The sequence below is a fragment of the Alitiscatomonas aceti genome (assembly GCF_025567195.1).
GTDB lineage: Bacteria > Bacillota > Clostridia > Lachnospirales > Lachnospiraceae > Alitiscatomonas > Alitiscatomonas aceti.
Genome location: NZ_JAOQJF010000008.1, coordinates 38,944 through 61,537 on the forward strand (window position 1 = coordinate 38,944; position 22,594 = coordinate 61,537).

The window sequence follows — 22,594 nt, forward strand, 5'->3', positions numbered from 1 at the left end:
CAGAGTTTTTAAGGCTGTAACCATTGACCAGAATTCTGGGTTCCTGTACAACCGCATTGCTTCCATGATAAACAAGCTTTTCTTTTCTCACATTTCTACCTCCTGTCCATGTCCCCATTTTACCAGTTTCCGGACGTCCCGGCAAGTACCTCCGCCCCAGTTCTCCCACCCTTTGCCGTATCCGGACAGAACCTCTCCTCTGCCAGCGGCTGCCTGTCCTGGAGCAAAGCGCAGAATGGATCCGTCTGTCCTTTTCGAGAAAATATCGTATGGGACAGAAATAAACCGGGGACAGGAGCGCCGCAATTTTACAGCGTCCCTGTCCCCCAGGTGAGAACACAAAAAAAGATTTTTATCTGGATATTACCTTCACTGTCTCATACAAAAGGCTCACGCCGTAGCCGGTGGCGCCCTTGATCGAATAGTCTATATCCTTTGACTCCCAGCTGACTGGTGCAATATCCACATGGACCCAGGAATGATCCTCCACAAATTCCTGGAGGAAGAGTCCCGCTACAATGGCGCCGCCGCCCATGGTGCTTCCCTGGGCGCTGTTCTGGATGTCTGCCACCTCAGATTCGATCACAGGGAAAAGCTCCTTGTCCAGCGGAAGCCGCCAGATCTTTTCGCAGGCCCGCTCTGAAGCCTCTTCCACCTCTGCGTAAAGCTCCTCATCATTGGAAAACACAGCCGAGCTCCTGACGCCCACTGCTCCCTGGGCAGCCCCTGTCAGAGTGGCGATGTCGATGATGGAACCGGCGTTCTCTTTCCGGATCGCATAGGTCAGTGCGTCCGCCAGGGTCAGACGGCCCTCTGCATCCGAATTGAGCATTTCGATCTTCTTTCCGTTCATGGAAAATAAAATATCACCGGGAACATATGCATCACCAGAGATCATGTTTTTGCATGCAGCAACCACTGCGATTACATTTACGGGAAGCTTTTCCAGCGCGATGGCACGGATCGCTCCGATCACTGCTGCTGCGCCTCCCATATCCCCATGCATGGTCTCCATTCTGGATTTCAGGCTGTATCCGCCGGAATCGAACATGATCCCCTTGCCCACCAGGGCCACCGGAGGCTCCTCCTCCTTTCCGCCTTTATAGCGGAGGACAATGAGCCTGGGCTCTGCCGCGGATCCTCTTCCAACGGCCAGGAACGCCCCCATATTCATCTCTTCTGCCTGTTTTTTATCATAGATCTGGACCTCGATGCCCAGCTCTTCTGCCAGGGCCTCACACTCCTTTGCAAGCTGCTCCGGATCCATGAACATGGACGGATGGTTCACAAGATCCCTGGCAAGCATGGTGCTTTCCGCCACATGGGCAGCCTCCCTGGCAAGCCTTTCCATACCAGCGGCGGAAGTCACTACCGCCGCTTCCTCCATCCCGTTTACCACCGGAACCGACCGGTAATGGTTAAACTGATAGGAAACCAGATGCGGGAGCTCCATGATCTTCTTGGCCATTTCCGGAGCATGGGTGATTTCCGCCGCATTGTCTAGGAATATCTCCGTCACGGCCGCAGACGCGTCCTTACAGCGCTTTAATGCCTTTGCAAAGGCCAGGAACACCTCCCGGTTGGTGGAGCTTCCATCTCCCAGTGAAACCAGGACTACCTTTTTAAAGGAACCATCCAGATACAGATTCAGATCATAAACCGAGCCGCAGGCGGCTGCCAGCTTGCCAGCAGAAAGGGCAGCCTTCACCGGACCGGAGATTACCTCCGGAAGCTCTGTACTTAGAAGCTGCTCATCAGAAAACGGGATCACAGCTGCATCAAAGGACGGGACTGCTTCTTTATAGATTTTTACATTCATCGTTTTTTCTCCTGTTTTTATCCTGTTCCATTTTAAGTTCAGACATCCTCCCGCAGGCAGGCCTGCGTTGGATGGATCGGCCTTTTGCCCCTATATCATTTTAGTCTTCAATCATATATGCGCTTACGATCTGGCCATAAAAGGCGTAATGGTAATTCTCCAGGGAACCGCCAAAGGGAGTCGGCTTCTCACTGGGATAATGCTCCTTTAAGATCTCCTCCGGCATGGTATCTGTATCCTGTTTTTCCACGCAGACCACCCGGCACTCCAGTGTCAGCGGCAGCTCTTTGACCGCCGGAACAGAGATCACCTCCGGATCCACCAGCGTAAGTCCCAGCTCCTCTGCCTTATCCATATCCCGGCCGGATTTGGAGCCGCATACCCCAAGGATCTTCGGATCAAACGCTCCATAAGGAACATTCACGGTAAACTCCGGATTCTTCTCCAGCTGCTCTTTTGTGAAGCGGCTCTTTCTGATATAAGCCGTAAACACAGGGAGGGACCAGTCGATCCCCAGGGTCCCCCAGCCCAGGGTCATGGAATCCACCTTCCCGTCTGCCTTTGTGGTGATAAGGACTCCCTTATCCAGAGCCTTCATGATGTCTCCCGCATAGTCGAACACATTGATCTTTTTCTTCAAAACCATACCTCTCTTTCTTCTGGCTTTTGTCCCACAGACCAGTATATACTCCTCCCGGTCCAGGCAGGGACTGCAGCGTGTCATTATTTCTTCGGCCGCCCTATATACGGCGTCCGGAAGCTTAATCGTTATCCGGAAGAAGCTTGATCCGTACAGAGATCATTTTCACCAGCTGTCCCTCTTCCAGTTTTATATCCTCCACATGGGTAGAAAATGGAAGATCGCTGTCAAATTCCTCCATCTCCACGGTGATCCAGTTGCAGGCCGCATCCCTGGCGTTCTCGATGGCGTCCTCCAGATCCGGCCCGTCTGCCTCGCAGCACTCCAGGTCCGGGAAAAATGCATGGTAGCCCTTTCCATCTTCATGGGGGGTAAATACCGCCGGGTAAGTAAATGTCATAGTTTTTGCTCCTTATTCCTGTAATATGGCACATCGCCTGTCCCCAGAACGGGCGGCAGGCGATGGCTGCATCTGTACTTATTATAATGAACAGAACCGGTTATGTCAAACCTTCTGATGATTTCTCATACCGCCCAGTCACTCTTTCAGGATCACTGCGTCCGGTATCCTCTCCGCCCACGCAAAGACCGGTTCCTTCTCTTTCCACACTTTTATGGCTCCGTCCAGCATTCCGAGCATCTTCTCCTTTTCCCCGGGAAGCCTTCCCCGGACCCGGAAGGTGATACAGTCGTGGAATCCATCGTAGGCCACGCGCTGGCCCTCCCACTCCATAAGCTGCAAAAGCCTCCGCTCCTCCTCCAGATTCTCCAGCTCGCTGGCCGGAAAAAACCGTCCGGCCTTCGCATCCTCATATAGCGGTGTTCCGGCTATCAGAAACAGAGAAAAGTTAATGATCCGCTCCGGTCTGGTCCGGTTAAAGAACTCCGCCGTGGCCTCTGCATTTTCCAGTCCTCTCCCTCTTCCGGCGATGCCTGTCATGATATGGGCGTCATAAATAAGCCCCGCAGCACGCAGCCGCTGGATCTGCTCATAGGCCTGTTCCAGGGTGTGGTCCTTTTCCATGGTCCCCAGAACGTCGTCCAGGCCGCTTTCAATGCCCAGATACAGATGACCCACTCCCGCCGCAGCCAGAGCCCTCAGCTCTTCATCGCTTTTCAGCCGGATATTGGTCACTGTCGCGTCCATGTTGATGGAACGGCAGGAAGGAAAGGAGCGCCGGATCTTCCCGGCAATTTCCAGCAGATGGCCTGTCTCCAGGCCAAAGGCGTTTCCATCCCCTAAAAATACGGTTTCCGGGTCGCCTCCCAGGGCCCGTACCCGGAGGATCTCCTCCTCCACCTGTTCCATGGGAAGCTGCCGGTATTTCAGATGCTTAAACAGGTTGCAGAACCGGCAGCGGTTATAGGAGCACCCCACAGCCACTGGCAGCATAAATGAGGACCGTTCCATGGGTCCCCGGCAGATCTGTCCCTCATAGATCATGATCCAGATTCCTCCCTTCCTTTGTATGCCCGATTTCTACAACACCATCAAAAGCGTTCCCGCACCGATCAGGACACAGCCCAGAACGGTCTTCGGCGTGACGCTCTCATGAAGAAACACAAACGCCAGGATCAGTGTGATCACAACGCTCATTTTATCAATGGGCACCACCTTGGACGCGTCTCCCATCTGGAGGGCTTTATAATAGCACAGCCAGGATGCCCCGGTGGCAAGGCCCGACAGGATCAGGAAGATCCAGCTCTTTTTCCCGATACTGGAAAGCCCGGACTGTCCGCCTGTGAGAAATACCATTCCCCAGGCCATGATGAGCACAACGACCGTCCGCACCGCCGTCGCCAGATTGGAATTCACTCCCTCGATCCCCACCTTGGCCAGAATGGAGGTCAGCGCCGCAAATATCGAAGAAAGCACTGCAAACAGCATCCACATAATGAACCGCCCCGATTCCCTGGATTTCCCAGAACTTTCTTTTATTATATTCCTTTTTCTACCCTTGTCAATTATAACCGTTCCGCCATCCACCTTCCTCCGGCTCATCTCCATGGACAATCCCCTTTCCCTATGCTAAAATGATCCCAGCGGGTACCTGCCCTGCAGCGCGGGGGCTTTCCCTGGACCGGCGGCCGGCAAGGCGGCAAGACCTGGGCGCGTACAGGGTTCACGGATCCGTAAAAACTTTATAGAAGGAGCGGAGGATCATGCAGATTCAGATCAGGGCAGCCATGGCCCGGGACTACGAAGCAGCTGTAAAAATACTTTCACAGGTACAGGATATGCATGTGGAATGGAGACCGGATATTTACAGACATACCAGTCATCTGATGTCAATGGAAGAGTTTCAGCAGGCCGCAGAGGACCATACGTTCTTCGTTGCGGAAAACGAAAAGAACCAGGTGCTCGGGATCCTCCAGATCATGTTTAAGCATGTGGAAGGCCCGGCGCATACCACCCGCGATTTTATTTTTGTGGACCGGATGGCTGTGGACGAAGCATACCGGGGAGCCGGTGTTGGACATAAAATGTTTGATTTTCTGAAAGGATTGAAGGCGGAAAAAAATATGGACGCCATTGAGCTGCAGGTCAACGCAAAAAATACGGCGGCGTATGAAATGTATAGAAAATACGGCTTTACAGAAAAATCCATCAATCTGGAGCTGCTGGAACCATAAAAAACACGGTTCCCGCGTAAATAACAGCCAAAGGGGCAGGTCCATGGCGGACCTGCCCCTCTCATTTTTATTCCCTTAAAACTCCAGGTATGCGCCCTTCATGGGACTTGCCGCATGCTCGCTGAACAGCCGCAGCACTCCCTTCTGGTATTTCTTCTCCCTGGGTCTCCAGTTCTTTCTCCGTTCCTTTAAGATCTCGTCGATCTCCTCCATGGTCTTTCTCTCTCCATGGATCCCGATGATATTGAGCTTTCTCTCCATCACGTCGATCTCGATCAGATCGCCTTCCTCCACCAGTGCGATGGGACCGCCGTCCACAGCCTCAGGGCTGCAGTGGCCGATGACCGGGCCGGTGGACGCGCCGGAAAACCGTCCGTCGGTGATGAGGGCAATGCTGCGGCCCAGCTCCTTATCGCTGCTGATGGCCTCGGAGGTGTAGAACATCTCCGGCATGCCGCTGCCCTTGGGGCCCTCGTAGCGGATAAACACTGCATCGCCCTTCTGGACCTTGTGCTTTAACACTGCATCCAGGCACTCCTCCTCGCTGTCAAAGGGCCTTGCATTTAAAACAGCCTTGAACATTTCCTTGGGACAGGCGGTGTGCTTGATCACTGCTCCCTCCGGTGCCAGGTTGCCCCGGAGAATGGCGATGCTTCCATCGGTGCCGATGGCCTTATCATAGGGACGGATGATATCCTCCTTTGTCAGAGCCACGCCATAGCGGCTGTTGAACTCGGAAAGCCATTTTCCGCATCTCTCATAAAAGCCGTTCTGCTTCAGCTCCTCCAGATTCTCGCCCAGGGTCTTTCCTGTAACGGTCATCACATCCAGGTGGAGATGCGCCTTGATCTCCTCCATGATGGCCGGAACGCCGCCTGCATAATAGAACACCTCTGCCGGCCACCTTCCCGCCGGACGTACATCCAGAAGATAGTGGGCGCCCCTGTGGAGACGGTCAAAGGTATCTCCTGTGATCTCGATCCCAAACTCATGGGCAATGGCCGGGATATGAAGAAGACAGTTGGTGCTTCCAGAAATAGCCGCATGGACCAGAATGGCGTTTTCAAAGCTCTCCAGAGTCACGATCTCGCTGGGCTTCATTCCCGGAGTCAGCGCCAGCTTCACGGCCTGACGGCCGGCTTCCCTGGCAAAATCCAGAAGATCCGGGCTGGTGGCCGGCATCAGCGCGCTTCCCGGAAGAGCCAGGCCCAGGGCCTCGGCCATGATCTGCATGGTGGAGGCTGTTCCGATAAAGGAGCAGGCTCCGCAGCTGGGACAGGCGTTGCATTTGGCCCAGTTTAATTTTTCCTCGTCGATCTCGCCCCGCTGGTATCTGGCGCTGTACATGCCTAACTGCTCTAAGGTCAGCATATCGGGACCGGCGTTCATGGTGCCGCCGGGGACCACGATGGCCGGAACGTCAGCCCGGGCCAGGCCCATGAGATTTCCCGGAAGCCCCTTATCACAGCTTGCCAGATATACACCGGCGTCAAAGGGCGTGGCATTGGCATGGATCTCGATCATGCTGGCGATCATCTCACGGCTCACAAGGCTGTAATTGATGCCGTCGGTCCCCTGGCTCTCGCCGTCACAGATATCCGTGCAGAAATACCGGGCTCCGTGGCCTCCGGCCTCTTCCACGCCCTTTCTTACCTCTTCCACCAGGATATCCAGATGGCCGCTGCCCGGATGGCTGTCTCCAAAGGTGCTCTCGATCATTACCTGGGGCTTGGAAAGATCCTCCGGCTTCCAGCCCGTACCGATACGTAAGGGATCCAGCTCTGGAGCCAGCTCCCGCATTTCCTGACTTTTTAACTTCATAACTGCCGCTCCTTTTCTAATCTGAGAAAAACTGAACTATTTATGCAAAGAATGAAATGATCAGGGCCACAAGGAAGCCGGTTCCTCCCACCAGGGTCTCCATGATGGTCCATGTTTTAAGCGTTGTCTTTTCGTCCATTCCCACCAGGGATTTTACCAGCCAGAAGCCGGAATCGTTAAAGTGGGAGCAGACAGTGGCCCCTCCGGCAACAGCCGCCGTGGTGCAGGCCAGATATAAGGGGGACAGGCCCGCGATCTCCGGCATGGCCGCGATGATCCCGGCCGCCATGGTCATAGCCACAGTTGCGGAACCCACGCAGATCCTTACCAGGGCTGCCACCACAAAGGCCACCACAACGATGGGAAGGTTTGCAGAGGATACTGCCTGGCCGATGATATCGCCAAGGCCGGAATACTGGAGCATATAGCGGAGCACGCCGCCGCAGGCTGTTACCAGAAGGATCAGTCCTGTGGGCTCCAGGGATTTTGTCATGATCTTTTCCAGCTCCGGCATGGTATATCCATGTTTTACGCCCAGGATCACCATTGCCACAACGGTGGCGATCAGAAGGGCCACAAAGGGCTCACCCAGGAAGCCTACGATCGGACGGAGGCTTTCCATGGCCGGGACCACTCCAGCCACAGAGTCCAGGATAATCAGTACCAGGGGAATCAGAATGATCCCGACGATGGTCCAGAAGCCAGGGAGCTTGGATTCATCCATATCTGCCTGGTTTGCCACATGCTCCGGGACCGGAACCATATATTTCTTTCCGCAGATGGAGCCCCATACTGGTCCTGCCACGATCATGGCAAAGATACCGCAGAAGATCCCGATGCCGATGACCCAGCCCAGGTCCACATTTAACATGTTGGCCACCAGGATCGGACCCGGTGTGGGCGGAATGAACGCATGGCCCACCGCAAGACCCGCTAAAAGCGGGATCGCATAAAACAGAGAGGAACGCTTCGTCCTCTTGGCCAGAGAGAAGGCCAGGGGGATCAGGATGATCAGGCCGGCGTCAAAGAATACCGGCATGGCGATCACAAGGCCTGTGATGCCCAGGGCCCAGGCGGCCTTCTGGTCTCCGAACCGCTTTACCATGGTCACAGCCAGGGTCTGGGCGCCGCCCGAGACCTCCAGGATCGCGCCGAACATGGATCCCAGGCCCACTAACAGGGCGATTCCCTTTAATGTGTTTCCGATACCGTCATTGACGGCTGTTACGATCTGCTCATAGGGCATACCGGCCAGAAGACCGATGGCGATGGCGCCGATCAGGATCGCTACCATTGCCTGCACCTTAAATTTGATGATCAGGACCAGCAGCAGTACCAGTCCGATCACAGCGGCGGCTACCAGCCTGCCGGGGTTTAAAGCTACAGCTTCCATAGTGAACATACCTCCCGTTTTTACATACCTCTTTGGATTCACTCTTAAATACATCAGATGTCTTATGACATCCTGGTTTCATTGTACTTATTTTGACTATTATTGTCAATACGTCAGATGTTCTTCCTTGGTTTTCTCTTTTTCGCACAAAAAAACAGCGGTTTCTCCCGTCTGGGACCCGCTGTTTTCATTCATTCTGCACAATACGTCCGGCCGGGCATCTGCCGTCATTCATCAGACGTCTGCCCCCTGGCCCTATTCCCCTTCTTTCCGGCCTTCCAAGTCCTTTTCCTGGGCCTCCAGAAGCTCCAGGAGCTTCTGCCGGTTATAGGTCAGATGCATGATCATGGCGCACCTGGCCCCCACCGAATCTCCCTTCAGGATGGCATTGGTCACTGCCCGGTGGGTCTCAATGGTCTCCTTCATCAGCTGCCGGCGGGTCAGGGTCGCAAAGGTGGACACGCTGGAGTTGATAAGGGGGATCAGGATTTCCACCACCCGGTTCCGGCTGCACTTTGCAATGCAGGTATGGAATTCAATGTCTTTTTTAATATGGTTGATCCCGGCAGTATACTGGCGCTCCACCTGGTCGCAGAGAGACTCAAGCTGCGCCTTCTCCTCCTCTGACGCGTACTCGCTGGCCAGGGCGGCGATCTCCGGCTCCAGCATGAGCCTCACCTCAAAAAGCTCCAGGGCCAGGTGGTATTTGTCCTCAAACCGGCCAAGCCCCAGAGGATCCTCCTCCAGGGAGCTGGTACTCACCACATACGTTCCCGAGCCCCTCCGCACCTCCAGGACGCCCTTTGATACCAGGCTTTTCACTGCCTCCCTTATGGTGCTCCGTCCCACGCCGAACTTTTCCGCCAGCTCAAATTCGTTGGGGAGCTTTTCACCGATGGCTACCGGCTCATTTAATATGTACTCCATCAGGGAATCCTCGATCTGGGAGCCCAGGAGCTTTTTTCCCACTTTTTCCAACTGATCCATGGTCCTCCTCCTACGAATTTTTCGCGTACAGATAGACGCCCGCCAGCACAACCGCAGCTCCCGCCACCTGGATCAGTCCCGGGATCTCCCCGAACAGAAGGATCGCGGAGATGGAGGCAAATACCGGCCCCGCCAGCTTCACTGTGCTCACATAGGTGGGCGTTAAGAACTTAAGGCTCCAGCTGAATACGCTGTGGCCCAAAAGGGTACAGAACACAGCCAGGCACAGGCTCATGATCCAGTTAATGGGCTCATAGCCGGTCATGGGCACGCCGGAAACGGCGTCGAAGACCAGCAGGGATAAAAAGCAGCCCCAGTAAAGGACGTATGTATACACCATGGTGCTCATATGGCTCCGTTCCCTGGTCCCGATCAGCGTATAGCAGGCCGAGAAAAAGGCCGCTAAAAGAGCCAGGATATCGCCTAAGACTGCGTTCTTTCCGGCTCCGCCTCCCGTATCGGCCATGGCGATGACCACGCTTCCAAGAAAGGCGATCCCGATGGCCAGGATCTCCTTTTTCCGGATCTTCTTTCCGAAAAAGATCAGGTATCCGAAGGCCGCAAAGGCCACCTCCGTATTGACTAACACCGTGGAGCTGGCAATGGACGTGTTGCTCAGGGACTCAAACCATACCACAAAGTGCATGGCCAGGAACAGGCCCGAAAGGCCGCAGAAAGCCAGATCCTTCCCTTTTAAGGAAAGCAGCTCTTTCCTGGTCTCCCTTTTGGAAAAAATAAGCGGCGTCAGCAAAAGCACCGTCCAGCCCAGCCGGTAGGTGGCTGCAATGGTACTGGGCGCTGTCATATACCGGAAAAACGCCGACGACATGGAACAGCTGAACACTCCGGCTAAGAGGATCAGCTTGGCCTTCAGATTCGATCCAGATCTCTCATTCATTTTCTTTCTCCCCCGCGTAAACAGATCGATGGTCCCCGGCTCCGGAAGCTCCGGCTGCCAGAGGACCCGGAATACGTCTATGATAATACGTCAGATGAGTAAAGTCAACGGCTTTCCCCATCCTCTCCGTAGAGCTTCACCAGATCCTCAATGATGAGCAGGCCCACAGGCCCTAAAAAAAAGCCGGACACGCCAAACAGTTCCAGGCCCACATACATGGAGAACAGGGTCTCCAGCGCCGAAAGGCCCATGCGGCTTCCCATGAGCTTTGCCTCCAGGAACTGCCGGATAAAATAGCAGAGGCCGTAGATAAAAAGGAGCACCGCCCCCCTCCACCACTGGCGCTCCAGGAGAAGGAAGGCTCCCCAGGGGACCAGCACCGCTCCGGTCCCGAACACCGGAAGGGCGTCCAGGAGCCCGATCCCCAGGCCCAGCAGCACCGAATACGGATTCCCCAGAAGGGTCAGTCCCAGGGTACAGATCATGGCCGTCACCGCCATGATCACAAGCTGGGTCTTAAACCATGCGCTGCCCGCCGACGCGATCCGTCTTCCCAGGACAGAAAATTCCCGGTGGAAGATGGATCCGCTCTTTTTCTCCCGGATCTCATCCATTTCCTCCAGGGTCATGACTGCGGCCACAAAAAAGAGCACCAGAAATACCACAGCCCGGACCGCCCAGGCCAGGACGCTGACAGAATTGGTCATAAGAAGAGGAAGGGACGCCTGACGCACAGCCTCTGACGCGTCGCGGACCAGCTCCCTGGCCAGGCCCACAAGGCTTTCCGGCATCAGCCCCATCTTCTCCTCCAGGCTTAAAAACAGGCCTGTAAGGACCCGGTCGGCCTCAGAAAGCCATTCCGGAAGACGGACCATGAAAAGCCTGGCCTGGGCCAGAAGCCGGCTGCTCCCAAGATAAAAAAGCCAGCCCAGGACTGCTCCCATAAAAAGAAGCTCCACGCCGCCGATGACCGCCGCAGGGATCCTGCGCTCCTTCCCGCCCAGCCGGATCGTGAGCCTCCGCTCAAAATACCGGACCGACGGTCCCATCCACATGGCCGCCAGGTAGGCGCACAAAAAGGGAACCACCAGGGGCAGGAGGTATTTGAAGCCTCCGTAGACTGCCCCGGTAATTCCCAGTATCAGAAAGATCTTCTTCAGTTTTTTGCCCGGCTTACCCATGGAATCACCCGTTTCTGTTTTGTACTTCCTTTGTACACCACTTAGTATGGGCCGGATTCCTTTCCTTATGCGTCCTGGAAAAATTTAAATTTTGAAAATGCGCCGCCGGACGGAGGCACGGAAAAGGTCATGGGCTTTCCTGTGGACGGATGGACAAAGGAAAGGGACATGGCGCAGAGAGCCAGAGGCCCTGCTGCTGCGGCCGCTCCTGTTCCGTATTTCCGGTCCCCAAAGAGCGGCAGGCCCCTGGATGCAAACTGGACCCGGATCTGGTGGTGGCGTCCGGTCTCCAGACGGATCCGTAAAAGCGTCAGGATCCCGTTTCCCCCGTCCTCCAGGCTTTCCAGAGCCTCATAGGACAGTTCAGCCCGTTTTCCACATTTTCCACCATGATCCACAACATAGGATTCATTTCCATCCACGGATTTTTCCAGATAATCCACAAACTTATCCACATCTTTTTCCGGCTTTCCACATACAACAGCCCCATAGATCTTCTCCAGCTTCCGGTCCTGGACCTGTCTGCTCAAGGCTGCGGCAGCATTTTTAGACAATGCATACACCATTACCCCTGACACAGGCTTATCCAGTCTGTGGATAACTCCCACATAGGGCTCCTTTCCCGGCGTGCATAACTTGTGGATAACCAGATATTTCCGGATCTCGCTGACCATATCCGGCGCAAACCGCTTCGCCGCCTGGGATTCCACCCCCGCAGGCTTCACCGCCACCAGAATATCCTTATCTGCATATAATACCTGTACCATGGTCCTTCCTTTCCTTCTGTCCATTTACTTTGATGATAAAAATATTTTCCAAACCCCTTGCATATTTTAAAGCCAGGTGATATAGTATATAAAAAAGTTAGATGTAGTTTTTAAAACTACATTATATATTATTAAAAATTATATTCCATTTTCTGATTGGAGGTATGTGTATGAAACTCAGTGTTAAGGATCCCGGCAGCGCCCTTACCCATTTTATCGCAATGATCCTGGCGGTCCTGGCTGCGGCTCCCCTGCTTTTGAAGGCCGCGTTTTTCACCGACCGGCTTCACGTAGCGGCCCTGGCTGTATTTATCGTCAGTATGATCCTCTTATACGCTGCCAGCACCGTCTACCACACCTTCGATATTTCTGAAGGCGTCAACCGGCTCCTCCGGAAGATCGATCATATGATGATCTTTGTCCTGATCGCAGGAACGTATACGCCGGTATGCCTCATCGTTCTGGGAAATTCTGCCGGATACCGGCTCCTGGCCCTGGTGTGGGCCATTGCAGCCGTGGGCATCCTGATCAACGCCCTGTGGATCAGCTGTCCCAAGTGGTTTTCCTCCTGTATTTATATCGCCATGGGATGGATCTGTGTGACAGCCTTTGGACAGATCCTGTCCTCCCTGACTCCAGGCGCCTTCGGCTGGCTCCTGGCCGGAGGGATCATCTACACCGCCGGAGGCGTCATTTATGCATTAAAGCTCCCGCTTTTCAACTCCAGGCATAAAAATTTCGGGTCTCACGAGATCTTTCACCTGTTCGTCATGGGCGGGAGCTTCTGTCACTATATGATGATGTATGGCTATCTGGCCGCAGCCTGATCCAGGGAGCTAGCGCCGGTGTCCCCGGCCCTGGCTCCTGTTTTTCTTTTCTTCCAGCAGGCGGTTAAACTCTGCCGCTGCCTCCGGCCCCTCTTCCATCAGTCTTTGCCGGCGGCGTTCCCGTCTCCGGGCGGCTGCCTCCGCCTCTTCTTTCCTTCTCTTCCGGATCCAGACCATCCAGAGACCGGCCCCAAGGGCTGCCAGGACCGCCAGGATCACACCAGGGATCACAGCCTTCGGAAGCTTCATGGAAAACCTTCCGTCTGTTTTCTCCGGATCCACGGAGGCCGTCTCTGTGGGCTCCTCTGTATCCTCCGGTTCCTGGGCGGTGCTTCCGGTCTCCCCGCTTCCATCCTCTGCTCCAGGCTCTGCGGCGTCTCCGCCGGAAGGCTCCGTTTCAGCCGGTACCTGGATCGTCTTATCCAGAAGGTAGGCCTGTCCCACCTTTCTTTCATTATAAACGTACTGGAGGAGGGCCACCGCATTGGCAGGCGCTCCTTCCGGAAGGGCTTCCAGGGAAAGCTCTGCATCACCGAAGGAGGCCTCCTCCGGCAGAGTCACCACTTTTCCTTCCTCCACCATCAGATCTGCCGGGTTATAGGACGTGCCGCCGATGTCCACGGCCTCCTCCCCGGTCACATACCGGGTCTCGTTTTCTGCGATCCCCACATTCTGAAAGCGGTCGAAGCCGAACTGTAAAAGGGCCTTGCCGTCCAGGAAATACTGGCGGGGACTCCCCTTTAAGATCACAGACACCAGCCGTCTTCCGTCCTTTTCCCCATAGGTCACCAGCGTATTTCCTGCTTTTAAAAGATACCCGGTCTTTCCAGCCACCGCCTCAGGACAGTAAAACTCACTGGCCGTATCCTCGGTGATCACCAGACGGTGCTCCTGGTGCACAGTGAAGCCGTTGGGATTGTTGGTGGTGGGGCCGATCTCATGGGACACAGAGGAGCTGATCTCCAGGAGCTTTTCATTCTGGAACGCCGCGCAGGCGATCTTTGCCATATCATAGGCCGACACATTCTGGGTATCTCCGTTGAGACCCGACGGATTCTCAAAATGGCTCTCATTGCAGCCCAGCTCCGCCAGCTTCTGGTTCATCATATCCACAAACGCCGGGATACTTCCCGCCACATGCTCTGCCAGGGCGTTGGCCGACTGATTCACCGACGAAAGAAGAAGGGCGTACAGGCAGTCCTCCACCGTCATTGTATCGCCGATGGCCAGGCTGTATTTATTGCCGCTGTCCGCCTCCACGCTGTTCATGGCGGTCTCTGAATACGTCACTGTATCGGAAAGCTCCGCATGCTCCAGGACGATCAAGGCAGTCAGAAGCTTTGTGATGCTGGCAGGCGGATATTCCACATGGCTGTTCTGGCCAAAGATCATGGTCCCCGAATCCACGTCCATCAGGGCCCCGGCCTCGGCCTGGATCCCCGTATCCGACGGCCAGTCGGGCCGCGCAAAGGCCGTCATGGCAAAAAGCTGGCAGAATGCCAGCACGCTGCATAGTAATTTCTTTGTTTTATGTTTCACCTGGTTCCTCCTGCTGTCTTATCCTGTGTTCTCACAAGAGCTTCTTTTTCTTTTCTCGTCATCCGTTTAATGGCGGCTTCCCGGCTCATGGCCTCCCTTTTGGTCTCAAAGGCCTCATAATAGACCAGGACCACCGGCCTTCTGGGCTTCGTATACTTGGCCCCGCGTCCCATATTATGGGTATTCACACGCTTTTCCAGATCGTTGGTCCAGCCGCAGTAAAAGGTTTTATCCGCACATTCCAGCAGATATGTGTAGTTCATATCCATCCGTCCTCATGTTATGTAAACGGCAACGGCATCTTAAGGCTGCCATCGCCGCCCCGGCCAGGACAGCCCTTCGGGCGCTGGTTCCGGATCTATATCAAGCACCGGCCGGATGCGTTTTCCTGTGTGAGTCCGCTTTTGTCTTCCGGCTTATACTCTATTATATGGTATTTTGCCCGAAATGCAACCAGACATTCTTTCATTTTTCAGATCCCTGCCGCCTTATATGCGGCCTGACGGGGATACTGCCCGCCAGACCGGCACCGCCTAGGCCCGTTCCCCCACCGCCTTCACGATGATCAGCTTATCTCCAGGCTGGATGGACGGATCCGTAAGCCCGTTGTCTGCCATGACCGCATCCACACTGGTATGAAATTTTCTGGCGATCTTCCACAAAGAATCCCCCGGCTGTACCACATAGCCCACGATCCCCGGGATCTGCTTCAGCCGTTCCGTATCCAGGGGCTCCTCCCGCACATTCAGGATCACCTGGCCGCAGACCTGGTTCAGCACCAGCACATCCATGGTCACCGACGCCTTGATCTCCACGCTGTCGCCGCCCAGCATCACGGCAGAGATCTGCTCCAGTCCCGGCTCCATCTGGTAAACACTGTCCTCTGTGATCCCCGGTACCTGGGCCGTCATATGGAACGGCAGCACCTCTGTGGACGCTCCCACCGGAGAGGAGTCGTCGGCAGTCAGATACAGAAGCTGCACCTCCAGAACGCCGTCCATGGACAGCTCTCCGTCCCGGATCTGTACCTCATCCAGCTTCACGTCTCCGTCGCTGTGGCAGATCTGCAGGATCCGCTGCCCCACCGGCAGATCCACCTTTTCCTGGAGCCTGGTCTTCAGCTGGTTCCTGGCGGCGATCTGGTCAAAGCACGCCTCTCCTGTATCCATATCCAGCTCCCGGTCCAGGGCGTACAGATCGTTTAAGATCTCCAGCTCCTTCTCCTCATAAAGCCGCATATCCAGCTCCATGACCGCATCCACGGACAGCTCCCGCATCTCTCCGTCCGAATCCGGATTCACCTCCAGCTCCTTATGTACCAGACGCACCGTGATAAAGGGGATCATTTCCTCCACCGAGGGCTCCAGCTCCACCTCGCCGGAAAACGGCACCGTTTCCTCCAGGCACTGGACCGGCACCTGACCGGCCTCCCCGGAATAAATGGCGAACACCATCAGCTCCCCGTCCAGGCGTATCCTCCCGTCCAGGGGCCTCGTATTCACGCCCCGCAGGCGTATGTCCTGCCACAGAAGGGTGTCGATATCCGGCTTATTTCCCGAAAGGGACAGTACCTCCCGGACCCGGAACGTATCCTTCCGCCGGGCGCTTAAGGCCGCCACAGCTATGGTTTTCTTTAAGGTCTCCACGTCCCCGTCAAATCTCGCGTCCTCCGCCGCCTCGGCGTCGAAAAGGGTCTCCGCCTGGAGCTTTAAGGTCACCAGGGCCTTTACGTTCAGCTTCCGGGAATTGATGATCCCCAGCTTCAGATCGTCTAACTCCCAGCCGGCCTGGATATGATCGTTCTCCAGGAGACCCGGCATATTCACCCGCTCCTCAAAGGGAAGGTTTCCGGCCAGGGTCATGACCTGTCCGCCGGGCGTCCGGTACAGCACCCGGAAATCCAGCCGTCCCCGGACCTCCACCTTTTCCCCCTGGTTCTTCGCCGACTCGATCTGGATCTCTCCTCTTTCTAAGATCAGCTGCTCCACGTCCTCCATGGTATCCGGCACGTTAAAATCATCGTCCAGGGTCATCTGGGACGCAACGCTGCCGCTTCTCCGGTTCATATGGATATGCTTTTTCACCAGCTCCATCATAAAAACGCCACCACACCTTTCCAAAGCCTTTGCTTTACAAAAATGTATGATGGCGTCCTTCTTAATATTCCTCCAGGAAATGATGGCGCTCTCCCCGGCGTATATATCCGATGCAGGCGTCTGTATTGACATTTTCCACGCTGCGGAAAATATTCATGTCAATATACGGGCTGGTCTTCCGGAACTCCCCGATCAGCTTCTTCATTTCCTTCCTCTTGGACAGCTCCTCGTTCTGTCTCCGGCTGCTCTCCTCCGTAAACCGGCAGGCACACTGTAAGAACTGAAGCTGATTATATTCCTTCCATGCCAGGATATCCGCCTCCTTCACCAGGTACAGGGGGCGGATCAGCTCCATGCCCTGGAAATTGGTGCTGTGGAGCTTGGGCATCATGGTATTGATCTGGGCCCCATAGAGCATGCTCATAAGGATCGTCTCGATCACATCGTCAAAATGGTGGCCCAGGGCGATCTTATTGCAGCCCAGCTCCCTGGCGTTGGCGTACAGGTTTCCCCGCCGCATCCTGGCGCAGAGGTAGCAGGGGGAGTCCTCCACATCCACCACCGTGTCAAAGATCTCCGTCTCGAACACGTGGATCGGGATCCCCAGGATCCTGGCGTTCTCATGGATCAGCTTCCGGTTTTCCTCCCGGTAGCCCGGATCCATCACCAGAAACTTTAACCCGAATTCCATCTTTCCGTGCCTTAAGATCTCCTGCATGCACTTGGCAAGGAGCATGGAATCCTTTCCGCCGGAAATACAGACTGCGATCTGATCGCCCTCCTGTATCATCTCATACTCGTTGAGTGCCTTCACAAAGGGCCTCCAGATCTCCTTCCGGAACCGTTTGATAATGCTTTTTTCGATCTCTCTGGTCCTTTCCTTAAGGCCCTCCTCCTCGTACCGTGTCTCCATCCTGTACCTCTCCTGTTTTCTTTTATCCGTATGTTTCCCCATTCTACCAGAAAATCCGGCCGCGGTAAAGCAGTTTCCGGCCAAAGGCTTCCATACGGCCCGGAGGACAGGCATCCCGGCGTCCCAGCTTCCCGGATGCCGGGACAGCAAAGGGCACCTTCCTGCATCCGCCTACTGGAATACCACCGGCTCCTCTAAAAACTCTGTTTTCACGATCAGCACCGGATAGGACGGATCCGTTCCCGTGGCCTCCCCCTTTTCCGGCCCCAGAAGCTCGGTCCGTATCACCACTGAATTTTCTGTCAAATACAGCTCCTTAACGGTAATGCTGTATCCGCCTCCGGTCTGGGGGCCCTCCCCGATGACGATATACATATCCTGCCCGTCCGCATATGTAAGCTTAAAGGGCTTCTCCCTCTTTTTTCCGATGAGCTCTGCCAGGGCCTGGGGGACCTCCCCCTCTCCCGTCACTGTAAATTCCAGATCCCGGATCTTTTCCGTATCCCCGCTGCCGCCCCGGCAGCCCGTAAAGCCAATGCAGCCGGCGGCAAATACCGCCAGGATCCCCAAAAGCGCCAGGACGCGTTTTCCCGGCCGTTTCATTCTCACTGCCATAAAAAAGGCTCCCTATGAATTGGTCGTTACCATTCTATTCGGAAGCCGCTTTTATTATTCGTAACAGTCCAGCCGGGCATCTTCCCGCACGGCGGTCTGTTACGATTCTCCTGCGGTCTTTCCTGACCGCTCTGCATACTTAAAAAGATCTTCGTTTTCCTTCTCCCATACTCCAAAGCCCGTCCGGCAGCAGATCACCCTTTGGCACCGCCGGATCCATGCCCGGGCCTCCCTCACAGCCTCCTCCGGCACTGGCCCCAGGGGAACCTTCACCACATGGGCAGCCAGGGCCTCCGCCGCCGGGAGATCCAGATCATTTTCAAACAGGATCCCTGTGACAAAGGGCACGTTCTCCCTTTGGAGCTTCCGGAATACCTGCCGCCCCGAGCCGTTCCCCGCGATCACAAATACCGCATTTTCCGGGAGGTCCTCCGGCTTTACAGCGCCTCCAGGAACAGAAAACTCCACAGATCCCCCAGCCGCGTCAAATTTCCCGGCAGTCATCCCGAACAGCCCCTCCACATATCCCGGTGTAAAGACCTGCTCCGGCGTTCCGCACCGGTCCATGCGTCCGTCCTTTATGCACACCACCCGGTCCGAGATCCTTTCTGCCAGATCCAGCTCGTGGAGGGACATGAGCACCGAAAGATCCTTTTTCCTGGCCATTTCCCGGAGCAGGGAAAGGAATTCCAGCTTATACTTCACATCCAGATGGGAGGTGGGCTCGTCCAGAAGGATCATCTCCGGCTCCTGGCAGAGCGCCCTGGCCAGCATGATCCGCTGGCGCTGCCCGTCGCTGATCCGGTCAAAGGGACGGTCCCCCAGGTCGGTTCCATGGACCAGCTCCAGGGCCTGATCCACGGCTCTCTGGTCCTTCTCTGATAAAAGTCCCAGCCGCCCGGTGTAGGGATACCGCCCCGCTGCCGTCACATCCCGGCAGGTCATAAGCTCCCCCTGGAGTTTTTCCGTAAACACCACCGCCAGCTTCCTGGCCCGTTCCTTCCTGGGGATCCGTTCCATGGGAACGCCGTCCAGCACCAGCTCCCCTCCCATCGGCGCAAGTCCGCCGGAGATCGTCTTAAGAATCGTGGACTTTCCGGCTCCGTTGGGGCCTATGAGGGTCACAATCTCTCCCCGGCCAGCATGAAAGGAAAGTCCCTCCGCCACTGGCCTTTTCCCATATCCGGCCGCCAGCCGGTCCACATAAAAACAGCCGTTTCCCACCTTTATCCCCTCCTCTGGTATTTCTTCATCATAACGGCGATCACCACCGGAGCTCCCAGCACCGCGGTCACTGTGCTGATGCTGAACTCTGCCGGAGCCAGAAGAGTCCTGGCCAGAAGATCGCTGAACAGGCAGAACACGCCCCCTCCCAGAAAGCACGCCGGGATCAGCACCAGAGGCCGGGAGGTCCCAAACAGGCTCCTCACCAGATGGGGCACGGCGATCCCCACAAAGGACACCGGACCGGCAAAGGCCACGATACAGGCTGATAAAAGACTGGATAAGAGCACCATCCAGGCCCTGAGGCGGCCCACATGGATCCCCATGCTTTTTGCATAGACCTCTCCCATCTGGTACGCAGCCACCGGCTTAGAGAGAAGGAATACGGCTGCCGAGGTGGGAAGCACCACCAGGCACATGACTGCCGTATTATCCCAGGAAATGCCTGAAAAGCTGCCCTGGGACCAGTTGTGCAGATTTACGATATCTGTATCGTCAGCAAAGGTCACCAGGATGTCCGTAGCTGCCGAGCAGATATAACCGATCATGGTGCCTCCAAGGATCAGCCCCGCCGTCTGCTCCACTCTTCCGGCCATAAGGAGCACCAGTCCCATGGAGGCCAGGGCTCCAGCAAAGGCCGCCAGGATCATGGCCGCAGATGTCACCCGGACAGCATGGCCCAGAGAGAACACCATCAGACATGCCACCAGAAGCTTTGCCCCGGAGGAGATCCCCAGAACAAAGGGACCTGCAATGGGATTCCGGAAAAAGGTCTGGAGAAGATAGCCGGAAAGCCCCAGGGCTCCGCCTAAGAGGATGGCTGCCAGAGCCCGAGGGAACCGGATCTCCCAGACGATCCCGGCCGCAGACGAAGCGCCGGGAGCCGGAGCGCATCCCAGCTTCCAGGCAAATACTTCCGCCACCTCCTCCAACGGGATCTCCACACTTCCGGCGCACAGGCTCCAGCCCAGGAAAAGAAGAAGCAGCGCCAGGAGCGCCGCAAAAGCCAGTCCATATTTTAAATGCCCGTTCCGCTTTCTGTTCACTGCTCCTCCTCTCTTCCGGCCGGGAGCCGGTAAAGGTAGACCGTTTCCCCCTGGCCCGTCAGCATGGCCCGGATGTCCTCTGCAAAGGTCCCCAGAGCCATGGAGCTCTGATAAAGGTCCCTGGCCGTACACCACACATTTCCTTCCTTAACCGCCTTAAAGTCCGTCAGCAGCCCGCTCTTTCCCAAAAGCTCCTCCACCGTTTCCAGCCCGCCGTCCACGGCACTGTTATAAATAAGGAAGTCCGCGTCCTTTACTGAGGAATAAAATTCCTCCAGCTGCATGTTCACAGACGAGCTGCGGCTTTCTCCAGTCCCCAGATCCTTAAAAATATATTCTCCGCCCGCCTGCTCAATGAGCTTCGGCACATAATCCGAGGACTTTCTCACATTGACCATACCGGCGGCCGTAATATAAAAATACGCAACGGTCTTTTTTCTGCCCTCCTCCGGAACACGTCCCCCCTCTGCTCTGCGGGCCGGATCCACATCTGCGCCGTCTCCGGAAGCCGCCTCTTCGCTGCCTCCTGCCGCCGCCTCCATGGCTGCCTTCTGCTCGTCAAATGCAGCGGACGCCTGCTCCTCCTTTCCTGTGAGGGCTCCGTAAAACTTGATCCATTCCATGCGGCCCAGAGGCTCAGTCTCGTAGCTGGAATAATCCACTGCCACCGGGATCCCAAAGCTCTCCAGCTTTTCCCTTACCTCCGGCGCATGGCTGATCATGGTATTCTCCACAGCCAGGCTGCAGCCCTCCGCCAGGATCCGCTCATAATCCGGGGCGCTGTATTTTCCGGCATAAAGGATCTTCCCGCTTTTCATGGCCTCCCTGGCCTCTTTGATGTACCAGCCGTCTGCATCCGTCCCGGAAAGCCGGATCGTATCCAAAGCGTCCAGGGCCCGGAACATGTCCATGGCCGCCGAAGCCGCCAGATAGATATTTTTCACCGGCTGGTATACCACAGCCGTCTCCTCCGGCACATCCTCCGGGGCCTCCTTCCCTTCCGGCACCAGGAGCATACGGCTCCCGTCGGCCACAGTCAGCACCTGGAAGCCGTCCTGGTAAAGATCCACGGCAAACTGCTCTGCATACTCCAGCTCCAGCCGCCCTGTATATTCCAGGGAAGAAAGCTCCAGGGGACGGAGCCTGTTCCCGGCTCCGGATCCTCCGGCCGCTTTACAGCCCGTTAAAAGCGCTCCCGCCGCCGCCCAGATCCCCAGGATGACCGCCTGTTTTTTTATCCCTGCCTTCCAGCTCCTCTTCATGCCGCCCTCCTCTTTTTTCTTATCCAGAACCAGCCGCTGGCTCCCGCCGCCAGAAAAGCTGCTCCCGCCGCCATCCAGAAACCGGTCCCCGCCGTTTTTTTCATGGCTCTCACTGTGCTCCGGTCAAAGGTCAGGGTATACTGGATCTCATGGGGATCCCCCATGGCTGTGGTATCCGCGGCCACATGCATGGGGACGTCGAACACATAGACCGGGATCTGGAAGGCTGAATTGCCCTCCTCGCTGACCGGAAGGTACTTTTTCCCATATACCGCCATATAGTCATAGGCGGAGCTGCTCCATGTGATCCGCACCGATGCCTGGCCGTCCTTTACTGTAAGCTCCGCCGGAGACTCCACTGACGCCCGGCCGCTTCCTCCGGAAAGGGCTGCGTCGATCCAGTACCTCCCGTCCTCCAGTCCGGCCTCTGCCGGAAGGACCCAGGCTTCCTTTGGAAGGGTATCTCCTTTAAAAACGATCTGCCGGTCGTACCATTTCTGCTTTCTTTTACTGAAGGCCGCGCATTCCAGCCCCTGGTCCAGGGCCTCCACCGGAAGCTCATACGTATAGGCTCCGTCTGCGTCCTCCGAAAATCCTATGTACTGGGACGGATCAGCGTCCAGAGCCTCCTCTCCCGTTCCCATGAACAGCTTCAGATATCCCTTTCCGCCCAGGGTCACCGCTGCTTTCATACTCCCATCCTTCACCGTAAGCTCTGCCCGGACGATCCGGAACATGGAGGAGCTGGACTCTGCCTCAATGGGATACGTCCCGTCCTTCAGTGCATATCCGGGTACAGGGACGGCACTTTCCTGTCCAATGGCCTCTGCGGCCTCCCGGCCTTCTGACGCCCCATAAGCAGCAGCCGGCATGAAGACCATGCCGGCTGCTGCCGCAAGGAGAGCCGCCAGGCTGTTCCTTACATATTTCAT

General features: G+C 56.0%; 22 protein-coding genes. 2 read left to right on the forward strand and 20 right to left on the reverse strand.

Annotated features, from left to right (window positions below):
• Window positions 1-352: 352 nt before the first annotated feature.
• The 5 genes from OCV69_RS05685 to OCV69_RS05705 form a co-directional block, all read right to left on the reverse strand.
• Window positions 353-1,819 (reverse strand): leucyl aminopeptidase, encoded by a 1,467-nt coding sequence (locus OCV69_RS05685; protein WP_158358259.1) that lies wholly within the window; start codon window positions 1,817-1,819, stop codon window positions 353-355.
• 100 nt (window positions 1,820-1,919) lie between these two features.
• On the reverse strand, window positions 1,920-2,465 hold the full coding sequence (locus OCV69_RS05690; RefSeq protein ID WP_331485642.1) for a flavin reductase family protein: 546 nt from the start codon (window positions 2,463-2,465) through the stop codon (window positions 1,920-1,922).
• A gap of 115 nt (window positions 2,466-2,580) precedes the next feature.
• Window positions 2,581-2,859, reverse strand: coding sequence for a type II toxin-antitoxin system HicB family antitoxin (locus tag OCV69_RS05695; protein ID WP_158358261.1), 279 nt, complete (start codon window positions 2,857-2,859; stop codon window positions 2,581-2,583).
• A gap of 138 nt (window positions 2,860-2,997) precedes the next feature.
• Entirely contained in the window at window positions 2,998-3,903 is a 906-nt protein-coding gene (locus OCV69_RS05700) for a radical SAM protein (protein ID WP_158358263.1), read from the reverse strand.
• Window positions 3,904-3,939: 36 nt separating this feature from the next.
• Window positions 3,940-4,353, reverse strand: coding sequence for an EamA family transporter (locus OCV69_RS05705; protein WP_158358265.1), 414 nt, complete (start codon window positions 4,351-4,353; stop codon window positions 3,940-3,942).
• A gap of 269 nt (window positions 4,354-4,622) precedes the next feature.
• Between OCV69_RS05705 and OCV69_RS05710 the strand changes: the two genes are divergently transcribed.
• Entirely contained in the window at window positions 4,623-5,093 is a 471-nt protein-coding gene (locus OCV69_RS05710) for a GNAT family N-acetyltransferase (RefSeq protein ID WP_158358267.1), read from the forward strand.
• A 75-nt stretch (window positions 5,094-5,168) separates the two neighbouring features.
• On the opposite strand, the gene ilvD is transcribed toward OCV69_RS05710, so the two are convergent.
• The 6 genes from ilvD to OCV69_RS05740 all read right to left on the reverse strand — a co-directional run bounded on the left by ilvD (window position 5,169) and on the right by OCV69_RS05740 (window position 12,140).
• Entirely contained in the window at window positions 5,169-6,914 is a 1,746-nt protein-coding gene (ilvD, locus tag OCV69_RS05715; RefSeq protein ID WP_158358269.1) for a dihydroxy-acid dehydratase, read from the reverse strand.
• A gap of 40 nt (window positions 6,915-6,954) precedes the next feature.
• A complete protein-coding gene (locus OCV69_RS05720) occupies window positions 6,955-8,316 on the reverse strand; it encodes a GntP family permease (RefSeq protein ID WP_416782440.1) in 1,362 nt (453 codons plus the stop codon).
• A 246-nt stretch (window positions 8,317-8,562) separates the two neighbouring features.
• Window positions 8,563-9,294, reverse strand: coding sequence for a FadR/GntR family transcriptional regulator (locus tag OCV69_RS05725; protein WP_262427052.1), 732 nt, complete (start codon window positions 9,292-9,294; stop codon window positions 8,563-8,565).
• A 10-nt stretch (window positions 9,295-9,304) separates the two neighbouring features.
• On the reverse strand, window positions 9,305-10,192 hold the full coding sequence (locus OCV69_RS05730) for a DMT family transporter (RefSeq protein ID WP_158358273.1): 888 nt from the start codon (window positions 10,190-10,192) through the stop codon (window positions 9,305-9,307).
• Window positions 10,193-10,296: 104 nt separating this feature from the next.
• The gene (locus OCV69_RS05735) at window positions 10,297-11,373 is read right to left on the reverse strand and encodes an AI-2E family transporter (RefSeq protein WP_022272841.1); all 1,077 of its coding nucleotides are present in this window, start codon (window positions 11,371-11,373) and stop codon (window positions 10,297-10,299) included.
• Between the two features lie 65 nt (window positions 11,374-11,438).
• Window positions 11,439-12,140, reverse strand: coding sequence for an RluA family pseudouridine synthase (locus tag OCV69_RS05740; protein WP_158358275.1), 702 nt, complete (start codon window positions 12,138-12,140; stop codon window positions 11,439-11,441).
• 170 nt (window positions 12,141-12,310) lie between these two features.
• On the opposite strand from OCV69_RS05740, the gene trhA reads away from it, so the two are divergent.
• Entirely contained in the window at window positions 12,311-12,967 is a 657-nt protein-coding gene (gene trhA / locus OCV69_RS05745) for a PAQR family membrane homeostasis protein TrhA (RefSeq protein ID WP_022272843.1), read from the forward strand.
• 9 nt (window positions 12,968-12,976) lie between these two features.
• On the opposite strand, the gene OCV69_RS05750 is transcribed toward trhA, so the two are convergent.
• From OCV69_RS05750 to OCV69_RS05790, 9 genes are all read right to left on the reverse strand, one after another.
• A complete protein-coding gene (locus OCV69_RS05750; protein WP_317258415.1) occupies window positions 12,977-14,506 on the reverse strand; it encodes a D-alanyl-D-alanine carboxypeptidase family protein in 1,530 nt (509 codons plus the stop codon).
• Window positions 14,503-14,769, reverse strand: coding sequence for a GIY-YIG nuclease family protein (locus OCV69_RS05755; protein WP_158358277.1), 267 nt, complete (start codon window positions 14,767-14,769; stop codon window positions 14,503-14,505). Before OCV69_RS05755 ends, OCV69_RS05750 begins: the two co-directional genes overlap by 4 nt.
• Before the next feature lie 270 nt (window positions 14,770-15,039).
• Entirely contained in the window at window positions 15,040-16,602 is a 1,563-nt protein-coding gene (locus OCV69_RS05760; RefSeq protein WP_022272846.1) for a DUF3794 and LysM peptidoglycan-binding domain-containing protein, read from the reverse strand.
• Between the two features lie 61 nt (window positions 16,603-16,663).
• Complete coding sequence (locus OCV69_RS05765) at window positions 16,664-17,515, reverse strand: tRNA 2-thiocytidine biosynthesis TtcA family protein (RefSeq protein ID WP_215654995.1); 852 nt, start codon at window positions 17,513-17,515, stop codon at window positions 16,664-16,666.
• A gap of 171 nt (window positions 17,516-17,686) precedes the next feature.
• Window positions 17,687-18,130 carry a protease complex subunit PrcB family protein gene (locus tag OCV69_RS05770; RefSeq protein ID WP_158358278.1) on the reverse strand — a complete coding sequence of 148 codons (444 nt, stop codon included), beginning with the start codon at window positions 18,128-18,130 and terminating at the stop codon, window positions 17,687-17,689.
• A gap of 99 nt (window positions 18,131-18,229) precedes the next feature.
• Window positions 18,230-19,354, reverse strand: a complete 1,125-nt coding sequence (locus OCV69_RS05775) for an ABC transporter ATP-binding protein (RefSeq protein ID WP_262563020.1) — start codon at window positions 19,352-19,354, stop codon at window positions 18,230-18,232.
• A gap of 2 nt (window positions 19,355-19,356) precedes the next feature.
• A complete protein-coding gene (locus OCV69_RS05780) occupies window positions 19,357-20,400 on the reverse strand; it encodes a FecCD family ABC transporter permease (protein ID WP_158358280.1) in 1,044 nt (347 codons plus the stop codon).
• Entirely contained in the window at window positions 20,397-21,662 is a 1,266-nt protein-coding gene (locus tag OCV69_RS05785) for an ABC transporter substrate-binding protein (RefSeq protein WP_158358282.1), read from the reverse strand. The genes OCV69_RS05780 and OCV69_RS05785 overlap by 4 nt, the downstream gene beginning before the upstream one ends.
• Window positions 21,659-22,594, reverse strand: coding sequence for a hypothetical protein (locus tag OCV69_RS05790; RefSeq protein ID WP_262563021.1), 936 nt, complete (start codon window positions 22,592-22,594; stop codon window positions 21,659-21,661). Before OCV69_RS05790 ends, OCV69_RS05785 begins: the two co-directional genes overlap by 4 nt.

Coding starts and splice junctions, on each gene's coding strand:
- OCV69_RS05685 (WP_158358259.1), bottom strand. CDS start 1,819: ATGAATGTAAAAATCTATAAAGAAGCAGTCCCGTCCTTTGATGCAGCT.
- OCV69_RS05690 (WP_331485642.1), bottom strand. CDS start 2,465: ATGGTTTTGAAGAAAAAGATCAATGTGTTCGACTATGCGGGAGACATC.
- OCV69_RS05695 (WP_158358261.1), bottom strand. CDS start 2,859: ATGACATTTACTTACCCGGCGGTATTTACCCCCCATGAAGATGGAAAG.
- OCV69_RS05700 (WP_158358263.1), bottom strand. CDS start 3,903: ATGATCTATGAGGGACAGATCTGCCGGGGACCCATGGAACGGTCCTCA.
- OCV69_RS05705 (WP_158358265.1), bottom strand. CDS start 4,353: ATGTGGATGCTGTTTGCAGTGCTTTCTTCGATATTTGCGGCGCTGACC.
- OCV69_RS05710 (WP_158358267.1), top strand. CDS start 4,623: ATGCAGATTCAGATCAGGGCAGCCATGGCCCGGGACTACGAAGCAGCT.
- ilvD (WP_158358269.1), bottom strand. CDS start 6,914: ATGAAGTTAAAAAGTCAGGAAATGCGGGAGCTGGCTCCAGAGCTGGAT.
- OCV69_RS05720 (WP_416782440.1), bottom strand. CDS start 8,316: ATGTTCACTATGGAAGCTGTAGCTTTAAACCCCGGCAGGCTGGTAGCC.
- OCV69_RS05725 (WP_262427052.1), bottom strand. CDS start 9,294: ATGGATCAGTTGGAAAAAGTGGGAAAAAAGCTCCTGGGCTCCCAGATC.
- OCV69_RS05730 (WP_158358273.1), bottom strand. CDS start 10,192: ATGAATGAGAGATCTGGATCGAATCTGAAGGCCAAGCTGATCCTCTTA.
- OCV69_RS05735 (WP_022272841.1), bottom strand. CDS start 11,373: ATGGGTAAGCCGGGCAAAAAACTGAAGAAGATCTTTCTGATACTGGGA.
- OCV69_RS05740 (WP_158358275.1), bottom strand. CDS start 12,140: ATGGTACAGGTATTATATGCAGATAAGGATATTCTGGTGGCGGTGAAG.
- trhA (WP_022272843.1), top strand. CDS start 12,311: ATGAAACTCAGTGTTAAGGATCCCGGCAGCGCCCTTACCCATTTTATC.
- OCV69_RS05755 (WP_158358277.1), bottom strand. CDS start 14,769: ATGAACTACACATATCTGCTGGAATGTGCGGATAAAACCTTTTACTGC.
- OCV69_RS05760 (WP_022272846.1), bottom strand. CDS start 16,602: ATGATGGAGCTGGTGAAAAAGCATATCCATATGAACCGGAGAAGCGGC.
- OCV69_RS05765 (WP_215654995.1), bottom strand. CDS start 17,515: ATGGAGACACGGTACGAGGAGGAGGGCCTTAAGGAAAGGACCAGAGAG.
- OCV69_RS05770 (WP_158358278.1), bottom strand. CDS start 18,130: ATGGCAGTGAGAATGAAACGGCCGGGAAAACGCGTCCTGGCGCTTTTG.
- OCV69_RS05785 (WP_158358282.1), bottom strand. CDS start 21,662: ATGAAGAGGAGCTGGAAGGCAGGGATAAAAAAACAGGCGGTCATCCTG.
- OCV69_RS05790 (WP_262563021.1), bottom strand. CDS start 22,594: ATGAAATATGTAAGGAACAGCCTGGCGGCTCTCCTTGCGGCAGCAGCC.